Source organism: Geodermatophilus sp. SYSU D01036, assembly GCF_054050435.1.
Genome location: NZ_JBJGZJ010000015.1, coordinates 81,309 through 96,296, shown reverse-complemented (window position 1 = coordinate 96,296; position 14,988 = coordinate 81,309). Strand labels below are relative to the sequence as shown.

The window sequence follows — 14,988 nt, the reverse complement described above, 5'->3', positions numbered from 1 at the left end:
CGCCCCCGACGTGCGCAGCAACGGGGCAGGTCGGTCCTGTGGGGCCCTTGTGCCTCCTCGGCGGTTGCCCCTAGCTTGCATGCAATCCCCGAGGAGGTGTGACCGGTGACACGCCCTCTGACGTCGGCCGAGCGGGCCCTGGCGACCCTCCGCGACCTGATCATGGGCGGCGACCTCGCTCCCGGCGCGCGCCTCGGCGAGGTGGAGCTGGCCGAGCGGCTCGGGGTGAGCCGCACGCCGGTGCGCGAGGCGCTCTCGCGGCTGGCCTCCGAGGGGCTGGTGGAGCTCGTCCCCAACCGAGGCGCACGGGTGGCCACCTGGACCGTCGCCGAGCTGGAGGGCGTGTTCGACCTGCGCTCGGTCCTGGAGCCCCAGCTCACCGCGCACGCGGTCCCGAACGCCCGACCGGCCGACGTCGACGAGCTCGACGGTCTCGCCCGCCGGATGCTCGCCGTCGGCGCCCCCGGCTCGGACCAGGACCTCGACGCCCTGGTGCCGCTCAACCGCGCGTTCCACGACCGGCTGGTCGCGCTGGCCGCGCACCCCACCCTGGCCGCCGCGCTGGCCGCCGCCATCCACCCGCCGATCGTGCGGCGCAACTTCCTCACCTACGACGAGGAGTCGCTGCGCCGCAGCCTGGCGCACCACGCCGAGATCGTCGCCGCCCTGCGCGCGGGTGACCCGGAGTGGGCCCGCGCCGTCATGACCTCGCACATCGCCAACGCCCGGGCCGTGATGGTCCGGGCCGCCCGGCTGCAGGCGACCGATCCCGCGACCCGGAACGAGGAGACCGCATGAGCTACCGGCTCGGAGTCGACGTCGGGGGCACCTTCACCGACGTCCTGCTCGTGGACGAGGACAGCGGCGCCACGTGGCGCGCCAAGACCGCCTCCACCCCGGCCGACCAGGCGGTCGGCGTCCTCACCGGCATCGGGAGGGTGTGCGCCGACGCGGGCATCTCGATGCGCGAGGTGGCACAGGTGCTGCACGGCACCACGGTGGCCACCAACGCGATCCTCGAGGGCAAGGGCGCCCGCGTCGGACTGGTCACCACGCGCGGCTTCCGGCAGGTCCTGCAGATCGCCCGCTCCTTCGTCCCGGGCGGGCTGGCCGGCTGGATCATCTGGCCCAAGCCCGAGCCGCTGGCCGACCTCGAGGACACCGTCGAGGTCGAGGGGCGGATCGCCAGCGACGGGTCGGAGGTGCGCCCCCTCGACGAGGCCGACGTCCGGGCGCAGCTGGAGAGGCTGGCGGGCCACGCCACCCAGCGGCAGGGTGTGCAGGCCCTCGCCGTCAGCCTGGTCAACTCCTTCGCCGACGCGTCCCACGAGCGGCGGGTCCGGGAGATCGCCGCGGAGGTGCTGCCCGGCGTCCCGGTGTCGCTGTCCTCCGACGTGCTCCCCGAGCTGCGCGAGTACGAGCGCACGCTCACCACCGTCGCCAACGGCTACGTGCAGCCGCAGGTGGAGAAGTACGTGCGGCACCTCTCCGACGGGCTGCGCGAGGGCGGGGTGACCGGTGAGCTGTCGATCCTGCGCAGCGACGGCGGCCTGCAGTCGGCCGACGCCGCGGTCGAGGCGCCGGTCAGCATGCTGCTGTCGGGCCCCGCCGGCGGGGTGACCGGCGCGGTGTGGGTGGCCGAGCAGTGCGGCCACCGCGACCTCATCACCTTCGACATGGGCGGCACCTCGACCGACGTGGCGCTGGTCCGCGACCTCTCCCCGCGGATCGGCCGCGAGACGAAGGTCGGCGACCTCACCGTGCGGGCCTCCAGCGTCGACGTCCGCACGGTCGGCGCCGGCGGCGGCTCGATCGCGCACGTGCCGGAGCTGACCCGCGCGCTGCGGGTCGGCCCGCAGTCCGCCGGTGCCGACCCGGGCCCGGCGGCCTACGGCAAGGGCGGCGTGGACCCGACGGTCACCGACGCCAACGTCGTCCTCGGCTACCTGCCCTCGGCCCTCGCCGGCGGGGAGATCACCCTCGACGTGCAGGCCGCGCGCGACGCCGTCGGCAAGGTCGCCGAGGCGATGGGCCTGGACTCCCCGGAGGCCGCGGCCGCCGGGATCGTCGACATCGTCAACGAGAACATGCTCGGCGGGCTGCGGCTGGTGTCGGTGCAGCAGGGCTTCGACCCCCGTGACTTCGCGCTGGTCGCCTTCGGGGGCGCCGGGCCGCTGCACGCCAACGCGCTCGGGGTGTTGACCGGCGCGTGGCCGGTCATCGTGCCGCCGTCGCCCGGGGTGCTGTGCGCCCTCGGTGACGCCACCACCAGCCGGCGCGACGAGTCCGCCCGCACGGTGCTGCGGCGCTTCGCCCAGCTCGGCGACGACGAGCTGGTGCAGGTGCTGCGCGAGCTGGCCGACGACGCCGGTCAGCGGCTGGCCGCCCAGGGCCTGCCCCGGGAGCAGCAGACGGTCGGCTACCAGGTCGACGTCCGCTACCACGGCCAGGGCTTCGAGATCCCGGTGACCGTCGACCCCGCCTGGCTCGACGGCGGGCAGCCGCTGGCCGAACTCGGCCGCGCCTTCGACGCCGAGCACGACCGGCTGTTCTCCTTCCTGCTCACCGTCGACCACGAGCTGGTCAACGCCCGCGCCACCGTCACCGGCCCGCGGCCCGACGTCGCGCCCGTGCGGCTCGAGCCCGGGAACGGCGACCCGGAGGGCGCGCTGGTGAGCGAGCACCCGGTGCACGTCGGCGGCGAGCGGGTCTCGGCGTCGGTCTACGACCGGGCGCGGCTGCGCGCGGGCGACGTCGTGACCGGTCCCGCGATCGTCACCGAGATGGACAGCACCACCCTCGTCCTGCCCGGGCACGTGGCCACCGTCCACGCGTCGGGCTCCCTGCTCATCACCCCGGTGGAGGGCTGACATGGCACGGATCATCGAGACCGCCACCGGCACCGTCGAGCGGGTCGACGTCGACCCGGTCACCCTCGACCTCATCGAGAACGGGCTGCGCAACGCCCGCTACGAGATGGACGAGGTGCTGTTCCGCACCGCGCTCTCGCCCGGCATCCGCGAGCAGCACGACGAGTTCCCGCTCATCGGCGACCCGAGCGGGAAGATGGTCGTCGGCCAGTTCGGCCTGTCCATCCCCGACTTCCTCGAGGGCTTCGACGACACCGTCGAGGAGGGCGACGTCCTCCTCACCAGCGACCCCTACGCCTGCGGCGCGGCGATCAGCCACGCCAACGACTGGCTGGTGGTCATGCCGGTCTTCCACGAGGGCCGGGTCGTGGGCTGGGCGTCGATGTTCGGCCACATGTCCGACGTCGGCGGCAAGACGCCCTCGTCGATGCCCACCGACGCCCGGACGATCTACGAGGAGGGCGTGGTCATCCCGCCCTTCAAGCTCTACCGCCGCGGGCAGCTCAACGAGGACGCGCTGCGGATCATCCTCAACCAGGTCCGCATGCCCGACTGGAACCGCGCCGACCTCAACGGCCTGGTCGCCGCCTGCCGCACCGCCGGCCGGCGGGTGGTGGAGATGTGCACCCGGTTCGGTACGGCCACCTACCTGTCGGCGCTCGACGCACTCCTGCAGCGCAACCACGACGCGATGAAGGTGCTGCTGCAGATGGTGTTCGAGGAGGGCCGCACGCTCTCGTTCACCGACTACATCTGCGACGACGGCGTGGGCAACGGCCCCTACGAGCTGAAGCTGTCGCTGACCCGCACCGGCGAGAAGGTGCACCTGGACTTCACCGGGTCCTCGCCCCAGGCGGCCGGGCCGATCAACTACTACATCAACGAGAACCTGACCCGGATGTTCTTCGGGATCTACATGATCACGGTGGCCGACCCGCAGATCCTCTGGAACGACGGGTTCTACCCGCTGATCGACGTCACGATCCCGGACGGGTCCTACTGGAAGCCCGCCCACCCCGCCGCGCTCAACGGCCGCAACCACGGCATCGGGCGGGTCTTCGACCTCTTCGGCGGGCTGCTCGGGCAGACGAACCCGGCGCTGCTCAACGCCGCCGGCTTCTCCTCCTCGCCGCACTTCATGTACTCCGGCCACTACTCCGGCGGCGAGCGGAAGGGGGAGTGGTTCCAGCTCTACTCGATCGGCTTCGGCGGCATCCCCGGCCGGCCGCTCGGCGACGGCCCGGACGGCCACTCGCTGTGGCCGAGCTTCGTCAACATCCCCTGCGAGTACCTGGAGTCCTACTACCCGCTGCGGATCGAGCGGTGGGAGACCGTCGCCGACACCGGCGGCGCCGGCCTGCACCGCGGCGGCAACGGCGTCGACGTCGCCTACGTGTTCGAGGAGCCCGGCGAGATCGCCATCCACGACGACCGCTGGCTCACCTACCCGTGGGGCGTCAACGGCGGCGAGCCCGGCGCCCGCGGCCGCAAGTGGATCGACCGGGCCGACGGCACCCGCGAGGTGCTGCCGAGCAAGTGCCACGGGGTGCCGGTGTCCCCGGGCGACGTCCTGCACTTCGTCACCTGGGGCGGCGGCGGGTGGGGCGACCCGCTCGAGCGCGACCCCGAGCTGGTGGCGCGGGAGGTGCGCCGCGGGCTGGTCACCCAGGACGGCGCCCGGCGCTACGGCGTCGTCGTCTGCGACGGCGGCGAGGTGGACGCCGAGGCCACCGAGACCCTGCGCGACCAGCTGAGCGCCGACCGCCCCGCCGAGCTGCCGGTCTTCGACATGGGCCCGCCGGTCGAGGAGCTGCTGGCCCGGTGCGAGGAGGAGACCGGGCTGCCGGCGCCACGGCGCCCGGTGTGGTCGGCGACGTGACCGGGGCCGGGCCGCACGGCCCGGCGTTCTCCGGCCGGGTGGGCTGGGGGACCCGCCCGGCCGTGGTGGTCATCGACCTGTGCCGGGCCTACACCGAGCCCGGCGGGCCGTTCGCGCTGCCCGACCCGGGGCCGGCGGTCGAGGCGGCACGGGCGCTGGTGGAGGCGGCGCGCGCCGGCGGGCACCCCGTCGTCTGGACGGCGGTCCGGTACTCGGCCGGGCTGGCCGACGGCGGGCTGTTCGTCCGCAAGGTCCCGGCGCTGGCGGCGTTCGCCGAGGACGCGGACGGCGACTGGGGCCGGCTCGCGCTGACGCCGTCGCCGGGGGAGCCGGTGGTGGTCAAGCAGTACGCCTCGGGCTTCTTCGGCACCCCGCTGTCCTCCACGCTGCACGCCCTCGGTGTGGACACCGTGGTGCTGGGCGGGGTCTCCACGTCGGGGTGCGTGCGCGCGACGGCGATGGACGCGCTCAACGCCGGGTTCCGGCCGCAAGTGGTCCGGGAGGCGTGCGCCGACCGGAGCGCGGCGGTGCACGAGAACAACCTGGCCGACCTCGACGCCAAGTACGCCGACGTCACCGGCCTCGACGACGCGCTGGCCCACCTCCAGCGCCCGTAGACCGCGGCTCCTCCCGGGCGCCCCCTCCCGGGAGGAGCCGCCCCCACTGGGACGGGTGTGACGGGCGGGCGGGCCGCCCGCGGGTCGCGGAACGGATCCGGCCCGCCCGCTCCGTAGGTTCGCCGGGATGCACACCGCCCGCCTCGACCCGGTCCCCGCGCCCGATCCCGCCGTCGACCCTGCCGGCGAGCACGACACCGACGTGCTGCCCACCCGGTCCCGCCACCGGGCGGCGCGGGCGAGGCTGCGCCGGCGGTGGCTCGGCATCGGCGCCGCGGCCCTGGTGCTGCTCGTCGCCGGGCTCGCCGTGCTGGTCGCCCCCGCCGTGCGCGGGGGTGGGGCGCCCGAGGTGCCGCCGCTGTCCGGGCCCGCGCCGGCGGGCGCGCCGCCGGCCGGGCGGACGGCCACGCCCTCGCCCGAGCCCCCGCCCGAGCCCGCGCCGGGCCCGGAGCCCACCCCGGTCGCGGAGGAGCCGGTGCCCACCGCGGCGCCGACGCTCGCCGTGCCGGCGACCCCGCCGCCGCCCGTCGCCCCCGTCGTCCCCGTCCCCGTCGTCCCCGCCCCCTGCGACGACGGTCCGGGACGCGGCAACGGCCACGGCCAGGGCAACGGTCACGGGACCGGCCCGGACGACTGCCGCTGACACCGCGGGACGAGGCGGCTCCCGGGCCGGTTCTGCCACGGCTGCGGACGGCGGGCGGTGCCGGTGCCGGCGGGGCGCCGCCGGCCGGTCGACCGGGTCCGGCCGCCCGCCGTGCGAGGCTGGGCCGGTGCCGAGACGGAGCGCGGGGGTCCTGCTGTACCGGCGCGTGCCCTCCGTGGAGGTGCTGCTCGGTCACATGGGCGGGCCGTTCTGGGCGCGGAAGGACGACGGCGCCTGGTCGTTCCCGAAGGGCGAGTACGCCGACGGCGAGGACCCGCTCGCGGTCGCGCACCGCGAGTTCGAGGAGGAGTTCGGCAGCCCGGTGCCGGCAGCGTCGCTGGTGGCGCTGGGCGAGCTGCGGGCCGGCGGCAAGGTGCTCACCGTGTGGGCCGGCGAGGGCGACCTCGACGCGGACGCCGCCGTCAGCAACACGTTCACGATCGAGTGGCCGCCGCGGTCGGGGCGGCTCCAGGAGTTCCCGGAGATCGACCGCGCCGCCTGGTTCGGCGTCGACGAGGCGCGCAGCAAGCTGGTGAAGGGGCAGGTGCCCTACCTCGACCGGCTGCTGGACCTGCTCGTCGGCTGACGTCGCGCCGCTCGTCGACCTGCTGCTGTCTCGGCCGTCCCGAGACGACGTCAGGTCGACACCCGGCGACGAGCGGTCGCTCGTCGGGGTCGTCGAGGTGCGGTGACCCCGACCGGTGACCACTCGCCGGCCACCGGTCTACCGGCGGATGCGCGCGTCCCCGGCGGCCGGACGGTGCCGGACGGGGGAACGGGGTGGGTCGATCGTGTGACGTCTCGTCCCACCGTCGCGCCGGGTCTCGCGCCGCGGGCGGGGCGCCGCCATCCTCGGCGGACACCGTCCCGGGAGGTCCCGTTGAGCACCTCGCACAGTGGCCCTGACCAGGCCTGCGCGCCCGCGTCCCGCCCCGTCGCGACCACCGTCCTGCGCCGCCGCCCGGGGTGGGGGAGCGGTCCCGCCGCGCCGTCGTCGCCGGCTTCGGTGACGGATCGCTGACGAGACGTCACACCCGTCCCACGGGCGGGCGCGACGTCGCAGGTGGGTGGCATCTTCTGGCTCTCGAGTCCTGACGGACTCCCGAGCGAGGAGACCCGCGTGCTGTGTGACACCTGCGCCGCCGAGACCCACCCCGGCCCGGTCTGCGCCCGCTGCGCCGCGCTGGCGCAGCTGACCCAGCCGGTGCTGCGGCTGGAGACCCGCCGCCGGCCCCCGGTCCCCCCGGCGCCGGCGCGCTGAGGCGCCGCACCGGCTCCGCGGCGGTCCCGCGGAGCCGGTGCGACCCGCACCTCAGCCGACCCCGGCCGGCTCGGGCACCCGCGGCCGCGGCGACGGCGGGGCGTCCGGCGTCCCGCCGTCGGAGTCGCGGATCCCGTAGCGGGCGTAGAGCCGGCCCAGTGGCCCCGGCGCCCACCAGTTGGCCCGGCCCAGCAGCCGCATCGTCGCCGGGACCAGCAGTGTCCGGACGACCGTCGCGTCCACCACGATCGCGATCGCCATCGCGACGCCGATCATCTTGATGAAGGCGATCCCCGAGGTGGAGAACGCCCCGATCACCACGAGCAGCAGCAGCGCCGCGCTGGTGATGATCCCGCCGGTGCGCTGCAGCCCGGTGGCGACGGCGGTGGTGTTGTCGCCGGTCAGGTCGTACTGCTCGCGGATGCGGGACATGAGGAAGACCTCGTAGTCCATCGACAGCCCGAACACGATGGCCAGCACGAGGATCGGCTGGGTCGCCTCGATGAACCCGGTCGGCGTGAAGCCCAGGACGCCGGACAGGTTGCCGTCCTGGAACACCCACACCAGCGCGCCGAACGAGGCGCCGAGCGACAGCACGTTCATCAGCACCGCCTTGACCGGCAGCACCACCGACCCGAAGGCCAGGAACAGCAGCACGAACGTCGTGGAGACGACGATCAGCGCCATCCACGGCAGCAGCGAGCCGAGACTGTCCAGCAGGTCGGTCATCACCGCGCTCTCGCCGCCGACGAGCACCTCGCCGCCCGGCGGGGCGGGTACGTCACGGACGTCGGCGACCAGCGCGCGGGCGTCGGCGTCGACCGGGTCGCCGTCGTAGGCCACCGACACCCGCGCGGTCGTCCCCTCCGCGCCGGTCACCGTCGCGCCGTCCACCTCCGGCAGCGCGGCGACGTCGGCCACGTACCCCTCGAGCGCGGCGGCGCCGGCGGGGGAGTCGACCGGGTCGGCCAGGGTGACCACGGCGGTCACCGGGCCCGACGGCGCGGGCGGGAAGTCCCGGTCGATCGTCTCGGCCACCACCCGGCTCTCCGTGCCGGCGGGCAGCGCGCGGACGTCGATCGCGCCGAACTGCACCCGCAGGAACGGCAGCGCGAGCACCAGCAGCAGCCCGACGACGGCGACGGTCACCAGCACCGGCCGGCGCATGACGCCGCGGGCGATCCGCTCCCACGCGCCGCGGCCGGGCTCCGCGTCCCGCACCCGCCGGCGCCCCGGCACCGCCAGCGCGTCCACCCGCGGGCCGAGCACCGCCAAGAGCGCGGGCAGCAGGGTCAGCGCGGCGAGCATCGCGACCAGCACCGCGCTCACCCCGCCGAAGCCCATCGAGCGGAGGAACACCTGCGGGAACACCACCAGCCCGGCCAGCGACAGCGCCACGGTGATCCCGGAGACGGCGACCGTGCGGCCCGCCGTCGCCATCGTGCGGGCCAGCGCGTCCTCCACCGTCGCCTGCCGGCGCACCTCCTCGCGGAACCGGCTGACCACGAACAGGCCGTAGTCGATCGCCAGCCCCAGCCCGAGGATCGTCACGATGTTGACCGCGAACACCGACACCTCGGTGAACAGGCTGACCACCCGCAGCGCGGTGAACGCCCCGAGGATCGCGGTGACGCCGATGGCCAGCGGCAGGCTCGCGGCGGCGAGGCTGCCGAACACGACGACGAGCAGCACCGCCAGCACCGGCAGCGAGATCATCTCCGCGCGGGCGATGTCGGCGCTGACCCGTTCGTCGATGTCGCGCTCGACCGTGGTCGCGCCGCCGATCGACGTCTCCAGGCCCGGCGCGGACAGCTCCTGCTCGACGACGTCGACGGCGTCGGTGCGCGCGTCGGCGTCGCCGGCCAGCTGCAGCACGGCGTAGGTGGACCGGCGGTCCTCGCTCACCAGCGGCGCGGCGCCGGTGTCGAACCAGGTCGTGGCCCGCTCGACCACGCCGTCGGGGAGCCCGGTCAGGGACGCGGCGACCGCCTCCCGGTAGGCCGGGTCGTCGACGGTGAGGTCGTCGCTGCGGTACAGGACGACGACGTCGGAGGCGTCGCGGCCCAGCTCACGGACCGCCAGCTCGGCGGCCCGGGCGCTCTCGCTGCCCGGGTCCTCGAACCCGCCGCTGGTCAGCCGGCCGAAGACGCCCGTGCCCCACACACCCGCGACGACGACGGCGACGGCGCTGAGCGCCAGCACCCACCGTCGCCGTCGGTACACCACTCGTCCGAGGGCCTCGAACACGGCAGCCCCTCCCTCTCCCGGTACGCTGGGTGAACGCTGTTAGCGAACGGCGATAACTCTGCATACGCCGTTCACTGACGTCAACCCCGGGAGGTGGTCGGCCGTGGCGGAGCCGGTGAGCAGGCGCGAGCGGCTGCGCGCCGAGACGCTGCGCGACATCCGGAGCGCGGCCCGCCGCGTGCTGGTCGAGCACGGGCCGGACGGGCTGGCGCTGCGGGCCATCGCGCGCGAGGTCGGGCTGACCGCGCCGGCGCTGTACCGCTACTACGCCAGCCGCGAGGAGCTCGTCGAGCAGGTGGTGGCCGACCTCTACGACGAGCTGTGCGACCACCTGGAGGCCGCCCGCGACGCCGTCGTCCCGCCCCGGCCCGGCGCGCAGCTGCTGGTCACCGCGCGCGCCTTCCGCACGTGGGCGGTCGGCCACCCGGCCGAGTTCGGGCTGCTCTTCGGCTCCGCGGCCGACGGCGTCGTCCCCGACGAGACCGGCGAGGGGCCGGCCGCGGTCGCCGGCCGCCGCTTCGGCGGGGTCTTCGCCGCCCTCCTGGCGGCCGTGTACTTCCAGCGGCCGTTCCCGATCCCGGCCGACGCCGACCTCGCCCCCGACTTCCAGGAGCAGCTGCGCGCGTGGTGCGCGAAGCTCCCGGTCGAGCTGCCGCTGGGCGTGATGGCCGTCTTCCTCTCCTGCTGGGTGCGGCTGTACGGGCTGGTCTGCATGGAGGTGTTCGGGCACCTCAAGTTCGCCCTGGTCGACGCCGCGCCGCTGTTCGAGGCGGAGATGCGGGCGATCGGGGAGCAACTCGGCATCTCGGCCGAGTGGGTGCCGCCGGGGACGTGATCCGCCTCACTGCTAGCAATCCGCTTGCTGTTGTTAGCAGTACCCGGTGGCGGGGCAGGAAGAGGGCGTCAGGTCGTCCCCGATCGTTGGAGTCCCCGCCGTGACCGACAACGAGAACGCCAAGATCGTCAACCAGCTCCGCGCGCTCGTCCTGCTCAGCCAGACCGAGGAGCAGATCGCCCGCACCCGGGTGCTGCAGGCCCGGACCGACGCCGTCCGCCGCGAGCTGACCCAGAACGCCGACAACGCCGCCGAGCGCACCCGCCTCACCACCGCCGTGCTGCGCGACCTCGGCGGCGTGCCCGACGTCGTCACCCCGGCCCTCGGCCGGCTGGCCGCCCTCCTCAAGGCCACCTTCGAGCAGGCCGCGCCCATCGAGGAGGCGCTGCTGCAGGACCTCACCCTCGAGCACCAGCTGCTCGACCGCGCCCTCTACCTCAAGGTGCTCGGCCAGAAGGCCGGCCTGGAGGAGGTCGTGCGGCTCGCCGAGGGCCTGGTCACCGCCCACGAGGCGACCGTCGACTGGCTGCGCGTCGTGCTGGCCGAGGAGGCGCTGGGTGGCCCCGCCGCGCTGCGACCCACCCCGTTCCAGCAGGTCGCCGGCGCCGCCAGCCGGGCCGTCGTCGCGCCGTACCGCTTCGTCGCCAACCGGGTGAACGGGGCGCTCGACACCGCCGAGCAGCGGCGTCAGAAGGTCGGCGAGGAGATCGGGCAGGCCGCGAACAGGGCGAGCGGCCTGGCCGGCGCCGTCCGCGAGACCCTGGGCGCCGGCCGGAGCGCCGCGCTGCGCCGGGCCGAGCGGGTCGCCGACCGCGAGGGCAACCGCGAGGCCGCCGACGCCGCCCGGGCCGCCCGTGAGGAGCTCGGCGACGTCTCCGCCGACGAGCTGCCCGTCAAGGGCTTCGACTCGCTGTCGACCCCGGACGCCGCCGAGGCCGCCAAGGCCCTGCGCGACCCGCGCCAGATCAACGTGCTCATCCGCTACGAGGAGACGCACAAGAACCGGCCGGACGTGATCAGCGCCGCGCAGGTGGCGCTGGCCGCGGTGGCCAAGGAGGCCGTGGGCGTCGAGGACGAGTGACGCCCGGCTGACACGCTCCGGAGGGCCCGCACCCACCCTGGGTGCGGGCCCTCCGCCGACCGGGGGAGATCCGCGTCGCAGCGGGTCGCGACCGTCCGCCTCCTCGGGGAAGGTGGGAGCATGCAGATCACTCCCGAGGCCCTGGAGCAGGAGTTCTCGCTCCAGACGGCCGCCACCCGCCTCGACTTCCTCAGCCGGCGGGACTCCGGGGCGACGACTCTCAACACCGTCCGGGACCGGGACGACGACGACTGGACCTCGCTGCTGAGCGAGCAGACCTCGCTCGACGTGCCGGAGTCCCTGGAGATCCTCGCGCTCTGCGAGGTCATCGCCCGCAAGGCCCACGACAGCCAGCTGACCGGCTTCCGCGCCGCGCTGCGCGGCGGGGCGAGCTGGGAGCAGATCGCCGCGGCGCTCGGCGTCTCCCCGGGCGAGGCCTGGGAGGCCTACCACCGGGCCATCGAGCGCCAGGAGCGCAGCGCCGCCCTCGCGCCCGAGGAGGCCGCCTCCGCCCGCGAGCTCGCCGGTGGGCGCCCCAGCTCGTGACGGACCGACGCGAGGGCCCGGCCGCCGCGGCGGCCGGGCCCTCGTCGTTCAGCGGACCTCGACGCCCCGCCAGAAGGCCACCCGGCCGGTGATCTCCCTCGCCGCGTCCTCGGGCTCGGGGTAGTACCAGGCCGCGTCGGGGTTGGTCCGCCCGTCGACCTCGAGGGAGAAGTAGGAGGCCCGGCCCTTCCAGGGGCAGGTGGTGTGCGTCGACGACGGGCGCAGCACGTCCGCGCGCACCGACTCACGCGGGAAGTAGGCGTTGCCCTCGACGGTGACGATGTCGTCGGACTCGGCGACGACGGTCCCGTTCCACGTGGCTGTGGTCATGCGGCGATCGTGCCGCCCGCCGCCGCGCCCCGCAGGCGTACCGGCGGGTGGGCTGGGCATGTGTGGGGAGAGACGGCGCAGCACACGCGGCCCCGTCCGTCCTGCACGAGGAGTCCGCCCATGTCCCAGGCCGCCCGCCCGCCCGACCCCGACGACCCGCGGCGGGGCATGCAGCCGCGGCCCAAGCGCGGCCGGGCGGTGCTCCTCGGGACCTTCCTCGGCCTGATCGCCCTGGTGTTCGCCTTCATCCTCCTGGTCAGCCAGTGCGGCACGGGGGACGACGACGAGGTGTACGAGGACGACCCGGCCGGCGCCCCGGCGAGCGTCAGCGTGGTGCTCGACGACCCCCTCCCGGCCCCGGTCCCGACCTGACCCGCGCGGGGGACGCTGCGGCGCGTCCTCCTGACCTGCGCGTTCGCCGTGTGTGAAGGTGCCCGTCGGACCGCGTGCCGCCCCGGCGCCGGTCGGAGCACCGAGGAGCACGTGATGACGAACCCGGGACAGCCCGGCCCCCCGCCGCCGGCAGGGGGCCCGCAGCCCGGCCCGCCCGTTCCGCCGCCGGGCGCCCCACAGCCGGGGAGCTGGCAGCCGCCCGCCGGTGGCCAGCCCGGGCAGCCCGGCGCGTGGGGTCAGCCCCAGCCCGGCCAGCAGGGGTACGGCCGGCCCGGTCAGCCGGCGTTCGGTCAGCCGGCGTTCGGTCAGCCGCAGCCCGGCCAGCCGGCGTTCGGCCAGCCCGGCCCATCGGGGCAGTTCGGTCCCGGCCAGCCCGGCCAGCCGGGGCCCTTCGGCGGCCCCGCGCCGGCCGGCAGGCCCGGCAAGGGCAGGAAGATCGGCAGCGTCGTCGCCGCGGTCGCCGTCGCGGGCGGCCTCGCCGCGTTCCGCTTCATCGACTTCGGCGCCCCCGAGGTCGGCGACTGCGTGCAGCGCACCAGCGGCACGGACGTCGACGTCGTCGACTGCGACGACTCGGCGGCCGAGCTGCGGGTGGTCGGCATCGAGGAGGAGGAGCAGACGGAGAGCGAGTACCTCGCCGACCCCGACACCTGCATCGACTTCGCCTCGGCCACCGACGCCCTCTGGTACGGCAGCACCGGCGACGAGGGCACGGTCTACTGCCTCGAGCCGATCGCCTGATCGGACCCGCACACGACGAGCGCCCCGCCGGCCCGGCCGGCGGGGCGCTCGCGCGTTCTCAGCGCTCGAGCAGGGCGAACGTCGCGACGGCGTGCGCCAGCGCCTTGCGCTCCTGCTCGACGTCGGCCTCGCAGATGGTCAGGTGCTCGCCGCGGGTGCGCACCCGGCCGCGCACCTCGAGCGGGCCGGGTCTCCCCGGGCGCAGGTAGGTGACGGTGAGCTGGCTGGTCGCGGGCACCTCGCCGTCGCCGGTGGTGGTGCGCACCGCCTGGCCCATGACCGTGTCGACCAGCGTCGCCACGACGCCGCCGTGCAGCGTGCCCGCCGGGTTCAGGTGCTCGTCGCGGACCTCGAACGCCAGCGTCGCGGCGCCGTCGCCGGCGTCCTGCACCGTCGCCCCGAGCCGTCCGGCGAACCCGCCGGGGGTCCTGTCGTCTGCCATGGGGCGCGCGGTACCCGCCCGCCGGACAGCCACGCTCGCGAAGCCCCACGGGCGGCGGGGCCGCGGCTAGGGTCCGCCGCCGTGTCGACGCGGCGGAGGACCTGGATCTGGTCGGCGGCGGCGGTCGTGGTGGTGGCGCTGGCCGCCGTCGCGCTCGTCTGGTTCCAGCCGCAGAAGCTCTTCTACGACGAGCGGGTGGACGAGAGCCTGCCGTCGGCGGCCGCGGAGGAGACCCCGGGGGCCGGCGAGGGCGGGGGAGCGGTGATCACCGTGGCGCCGCCCGGGCCGGTCGACCTGGCCACCGGCACGTTCGTCTCCCGGGAGCACGAGACCGTCGGCACCGCGCGGGTGGTGCGGCTCCCCGACGGGCAGGTCGTCGTCCGGCTGGAGGGCTTCGCGACCTCCAACGGCCCGGCGCTGTACGTGTACCTCTCGCAGAACCCGGCCACCGGCGAGGAGGCCGCCTTCGACGAGCAGTTCGTCGACCTCGGGCCGCTCAAGGGCAACGTCGGCGACCAGAACTACGCCGTGCCCGCGGGGGTCGACGCGACCGGCTGGACGAGCGTCGTCATCTGGTGCGACCGGTTCGACGCCGCGTTCGGCGCCGCCGACCTGGGGCCGGCGACGGCGGCCTGAGCGCCGGTCAGGCCGGCTCGCGGCGCATCGGCACGTGCGGGATCCCGTCCTCCACGTAGCCGGGCCCGCTGAGCCGGAATCCGAAGCGCTCGTACCAGCCCTGCAGGTGCGCCTGGGCGCCCAGCGTGATCGGGGCGCCGTCGCACAGCTCGATCCCGGCCTCGATCAGCCGCGCGGCCAGCCCCCGCCCGCGCGCGGTGGCGGCGGTGGCGACCCGGCCGATCGCCCGGGTCGCGCCGTCGTCGAGGACGCGGATGGTGGCCAGCACCTCGCCGTCCTCCTCGAACCACAGGTGCCGCGTGGCCGGCTCGGTGTCCCGGCCGTCGAGCTCGGGGTACGGGCACTCCTGCTCGACGACGAAGACGTCGACCCGCAACCGGCAGAGGGCGTAGACCTCGAACGGGGTGAGCTCGGCGAAGGGGGCGGTGCGGAGGGTCGGCTGCGAGGCGGGCACCTCCCCGTTGTAG

At 75.4% G+C, this 14,988-nt stretch carries 17 protein-coding genes; 13 read left to right on the top strand and 4 right to left on the bottom strand.

Translation table 11 applies throughout. The annotated features are described in order from the left end of the window. Nucleotides 1–105: 105 nt before the first annotated feature. The 7 genes from ACI8AR_RS15835 to ACI8AR_RS15805 all read left to right on the top strand — a co-directional run bounded on the left by ACI8AR_RS15835 (nt 106) and on the right by ACI8AR_RS15805 (nt 7,270). The gene (locus ACI8AR_RS15835) at nt 106–798 is read left to right on the top strand and encodes a GntR family transcriptional regulator (protein WP_457051877.1); all 693 of its coding nucleotides are present in this window, start codon (nt 106–108) and stop codon (nt 796–798) included. Beyond that, nucleotides 795–2,870 carry a hydantoinase/oxoprolinase family protein gene (locus ACI8AR_RS15830; RefSeq protein WP_457051876.1) on the top strand — a complete coding sequence of 692 codons (2,076 nt, stop codon included), beginning with the start codon at nt 795–797 and terminating at the stop codon, nt 2,868–2,870. Before ACI8AR_RS15835 ends, ACI8AR_RS15830 begins: the two co-directional genes overlap by 4 nt. Before the next feature lies 1 nt (nt 2,871). Next, nucleotides 2,872–4,749 carry a hydantoinase B/oxoprolinase family protein gene (locus tag ACI8AR_RS15825; protein ID WP_457051875.1) on the top strand — a complete coding sequence of 626 codons (1,878 nt, stop codon included), beginning with the start codon at nt 2,872–2,874 and terminating at the stop codon, nt 4,747–4,749. Next, entirely contained in the window at nt 4,746–5,366 is a 621-nt protein-coding gene (locus ACI8AR_RS15820; RefSeq protein WP_457051874.1) for an isochorismatase family protein, read from the top strand. Before ACI8AR_RS15825 ends, ACI8AR_RS15820 begins: the two co-directional genes overlap by 4 nt. A 127-nt stretch (nt 5,367–5,493) precedes the next feature. Continuing rightward, entirely contained in the window at nt 5,494–6,009 is a 516-nt protein-coding gene (locus tag ACI8AR_RS15815; RefSeq protein ID WP_457051873.1) for a hypothetical protein, read from the top strand. A 127-nt stretch (nt 6,010–6,136) separates the two neighbouring features. Beyond that, nucleotides 6,137–6,595 (top strand): NUDIX domain-containing protein, encoded by a 459-nt coding sequence (locus ACI8AR_RS15810; RefSeq protein WP_457051872.1) that lies wholly within the window; start codon nt 6,137–6,139, stop codon nt 6,593–6,595. 534 nt (nt 6,596–7,129) lie between these two features. Continuing rightward, complete coding sequence (locus ACI8AR_RS15805; protein WP_387988812.1) at nt 7,130–7,270, top strand: hypothetical protein; 141 nt, start codon at nt 7,130–7,132, stop codon at nt 7,268–7,270. Between the two features lie 51 nt (nt 7,271–7,321). Here ACI8AR_RS15805 and ACI8AR_RS15800 read toward each other — a convergent pair whose 3' ends face one another. Further along, nucleotides 7,322–9,517 carry an MMPL family transporter gene (locus ACI8AR_RS15800; protein ID WP_457051871.1) on the bottom strand — a complete coding sequence of 732 codons (2,196 nt, stop codon included), beginning with the start codon at nt 9,515–9,517 and terminating at the stop codon, nt 7,322–7,324. Nucleotides 9,518–9,620: 103 nt separating this feature from the next. Here ACI8AR_RS15800 and ACI8AR_RS15795 point away from each other — a divergent pair, with 103 nt between their 5' ends. The 3 genes from ACI8AR_RS15795 (at nt 9,621) to ACI8AR_RS15785 (ending at nt 11,979) form a co-directional block, all read left to right on the top strand. After that, nucleotides 9,621–10,352, top strand: coding sequence for a TetR/AcrR family transcriptional regulator (locus tag ACI8AR_RS15795; protein ID WP_457051870.1), 732 nt, complete (start codon nt 9,621–9,623; stop codon nt 10,350–10,352). A gap of 100 nt (nt 10,353–10,452) precedes the next feature. After that, the gene (locus tag ACI8AR_RS15790; RefSeq protein ID WP_457051869.1) at nt 10,453–11,433 is read left to right on the top strand and encodes a ferritin-like domain-containing protein; all 981 of its coding nucleotides are present in this window, start codon (nt 10,453–10,455) and stop codon (nt 11,431–11,433) included. Nucleotides 11,434–11,553: 120 nt separating this feature from the next. After that, the gene (locus tag ACI8AR_RS15785) at nt 11,554–11,979 is read left to right on the top strand and encodes a hypothetical protein (protein WP_457051868.1); all 426 of its coding nucleotides are present in this window, start codon (nt 11,554–11,556) and stop codon (nt 11,977–11,979) included. Between the two features lie 48 nt (nt 11,980–12,027). Here ACI8AR_RS15785 and ACI8AR_RS15780 read toward each other — a convergent pair whose 3' ends face one another. Continuing rightward, a complete protein-coding gene (locus ACI8AR_RS15780) occupies nt 12,028–12,309 on the bottom strand; it encodes a DUF427 domain-containing protein (RefSeq protein WP_457051867.1) in 282 nt (93 codons plus the stop codon). A gap of 120 nt (nt 12,310–12,429) precedes the next feature. On the opposite strand from ACI8AR_RS15780, the gene ACI8AR_RS15775 reads away from it, so the two are divergent. Continuing rightward, nucleotides 12,430–12,681 carry a hypothetical protein gene (locus ACI8AR_RS15775; RefSeq protein WP_457051866.1) on the top strand — a complete coding sequence of 84 codons (252 nt, stop codon included), beginning with the start codon at nt 12,430–12,432 and terminating at the stop codon, nt 12,679–12,681. 114 nt (nt 12,682–12,795) lie between these two features. Beyond that, on the top strand, nt 12,796–13,443 hold the full coding sequence (locus ACI8AR_RS15770; protein WP_457051865.1) for an LppU/SCO3897 family protein: 648 nt from the start codon (nt 12,796–12,798) through the stop codon (nt 13,441–13,443). Between the two features lie 58 nt (nt 13,444–13,501). Here the strand turns inward: ACI8AR_RS15770 and ACI8AR_RS15765 are convergent, their stop codons facing one another. Next, nucleotides 13,502–13,885, bottom strand: a complete 384-nt coding sequence (locus tag ACI8AR_RS15765) for a PaaI family thioesterase (RefSeq protein ID WP_457051864.1) — start codon at nt 13,883–13,885, stop codon at nt 13,502–13,504. A gap of 81 nt (nt 13,886–13,966) precedes the next feature. Between ACI8AR_RS15765 and ACI8AR_RS15760 the strand changes: the two genes are divergently transcribed. Beyond that, nucleotides 13,967–14,521, top strand: coding sequence for a DM13 domain-containing protein (locus ACI8AR_RS15760; protein ID WP_457051863.1), 555 nt, complete (start codon nt 13,967–13,969; stop codon nt 14,519–14,521). 7 nt (nt 14,522–14,528) lie between these two features. Here the strand turns inward: ACI8AR_RS15760 and ACI8AR_RS15755 are convergent, their stop codons facing one another. After that, the gene (locus ACI8AR_RS15755; protein ID WP_456926911.1) at nt 14,529–14,975 is read right to left on the bottom strand and encodes a GNAT family N-acetyltransferase; all 447 of its coding nucleotides are present in this window, start codon (nt 14,973–14,975) and stop codon (nt 14,529–14,531) included. Between the last annotated feature and the right edge of the window lie 13 nt (nt 14,976–14,988).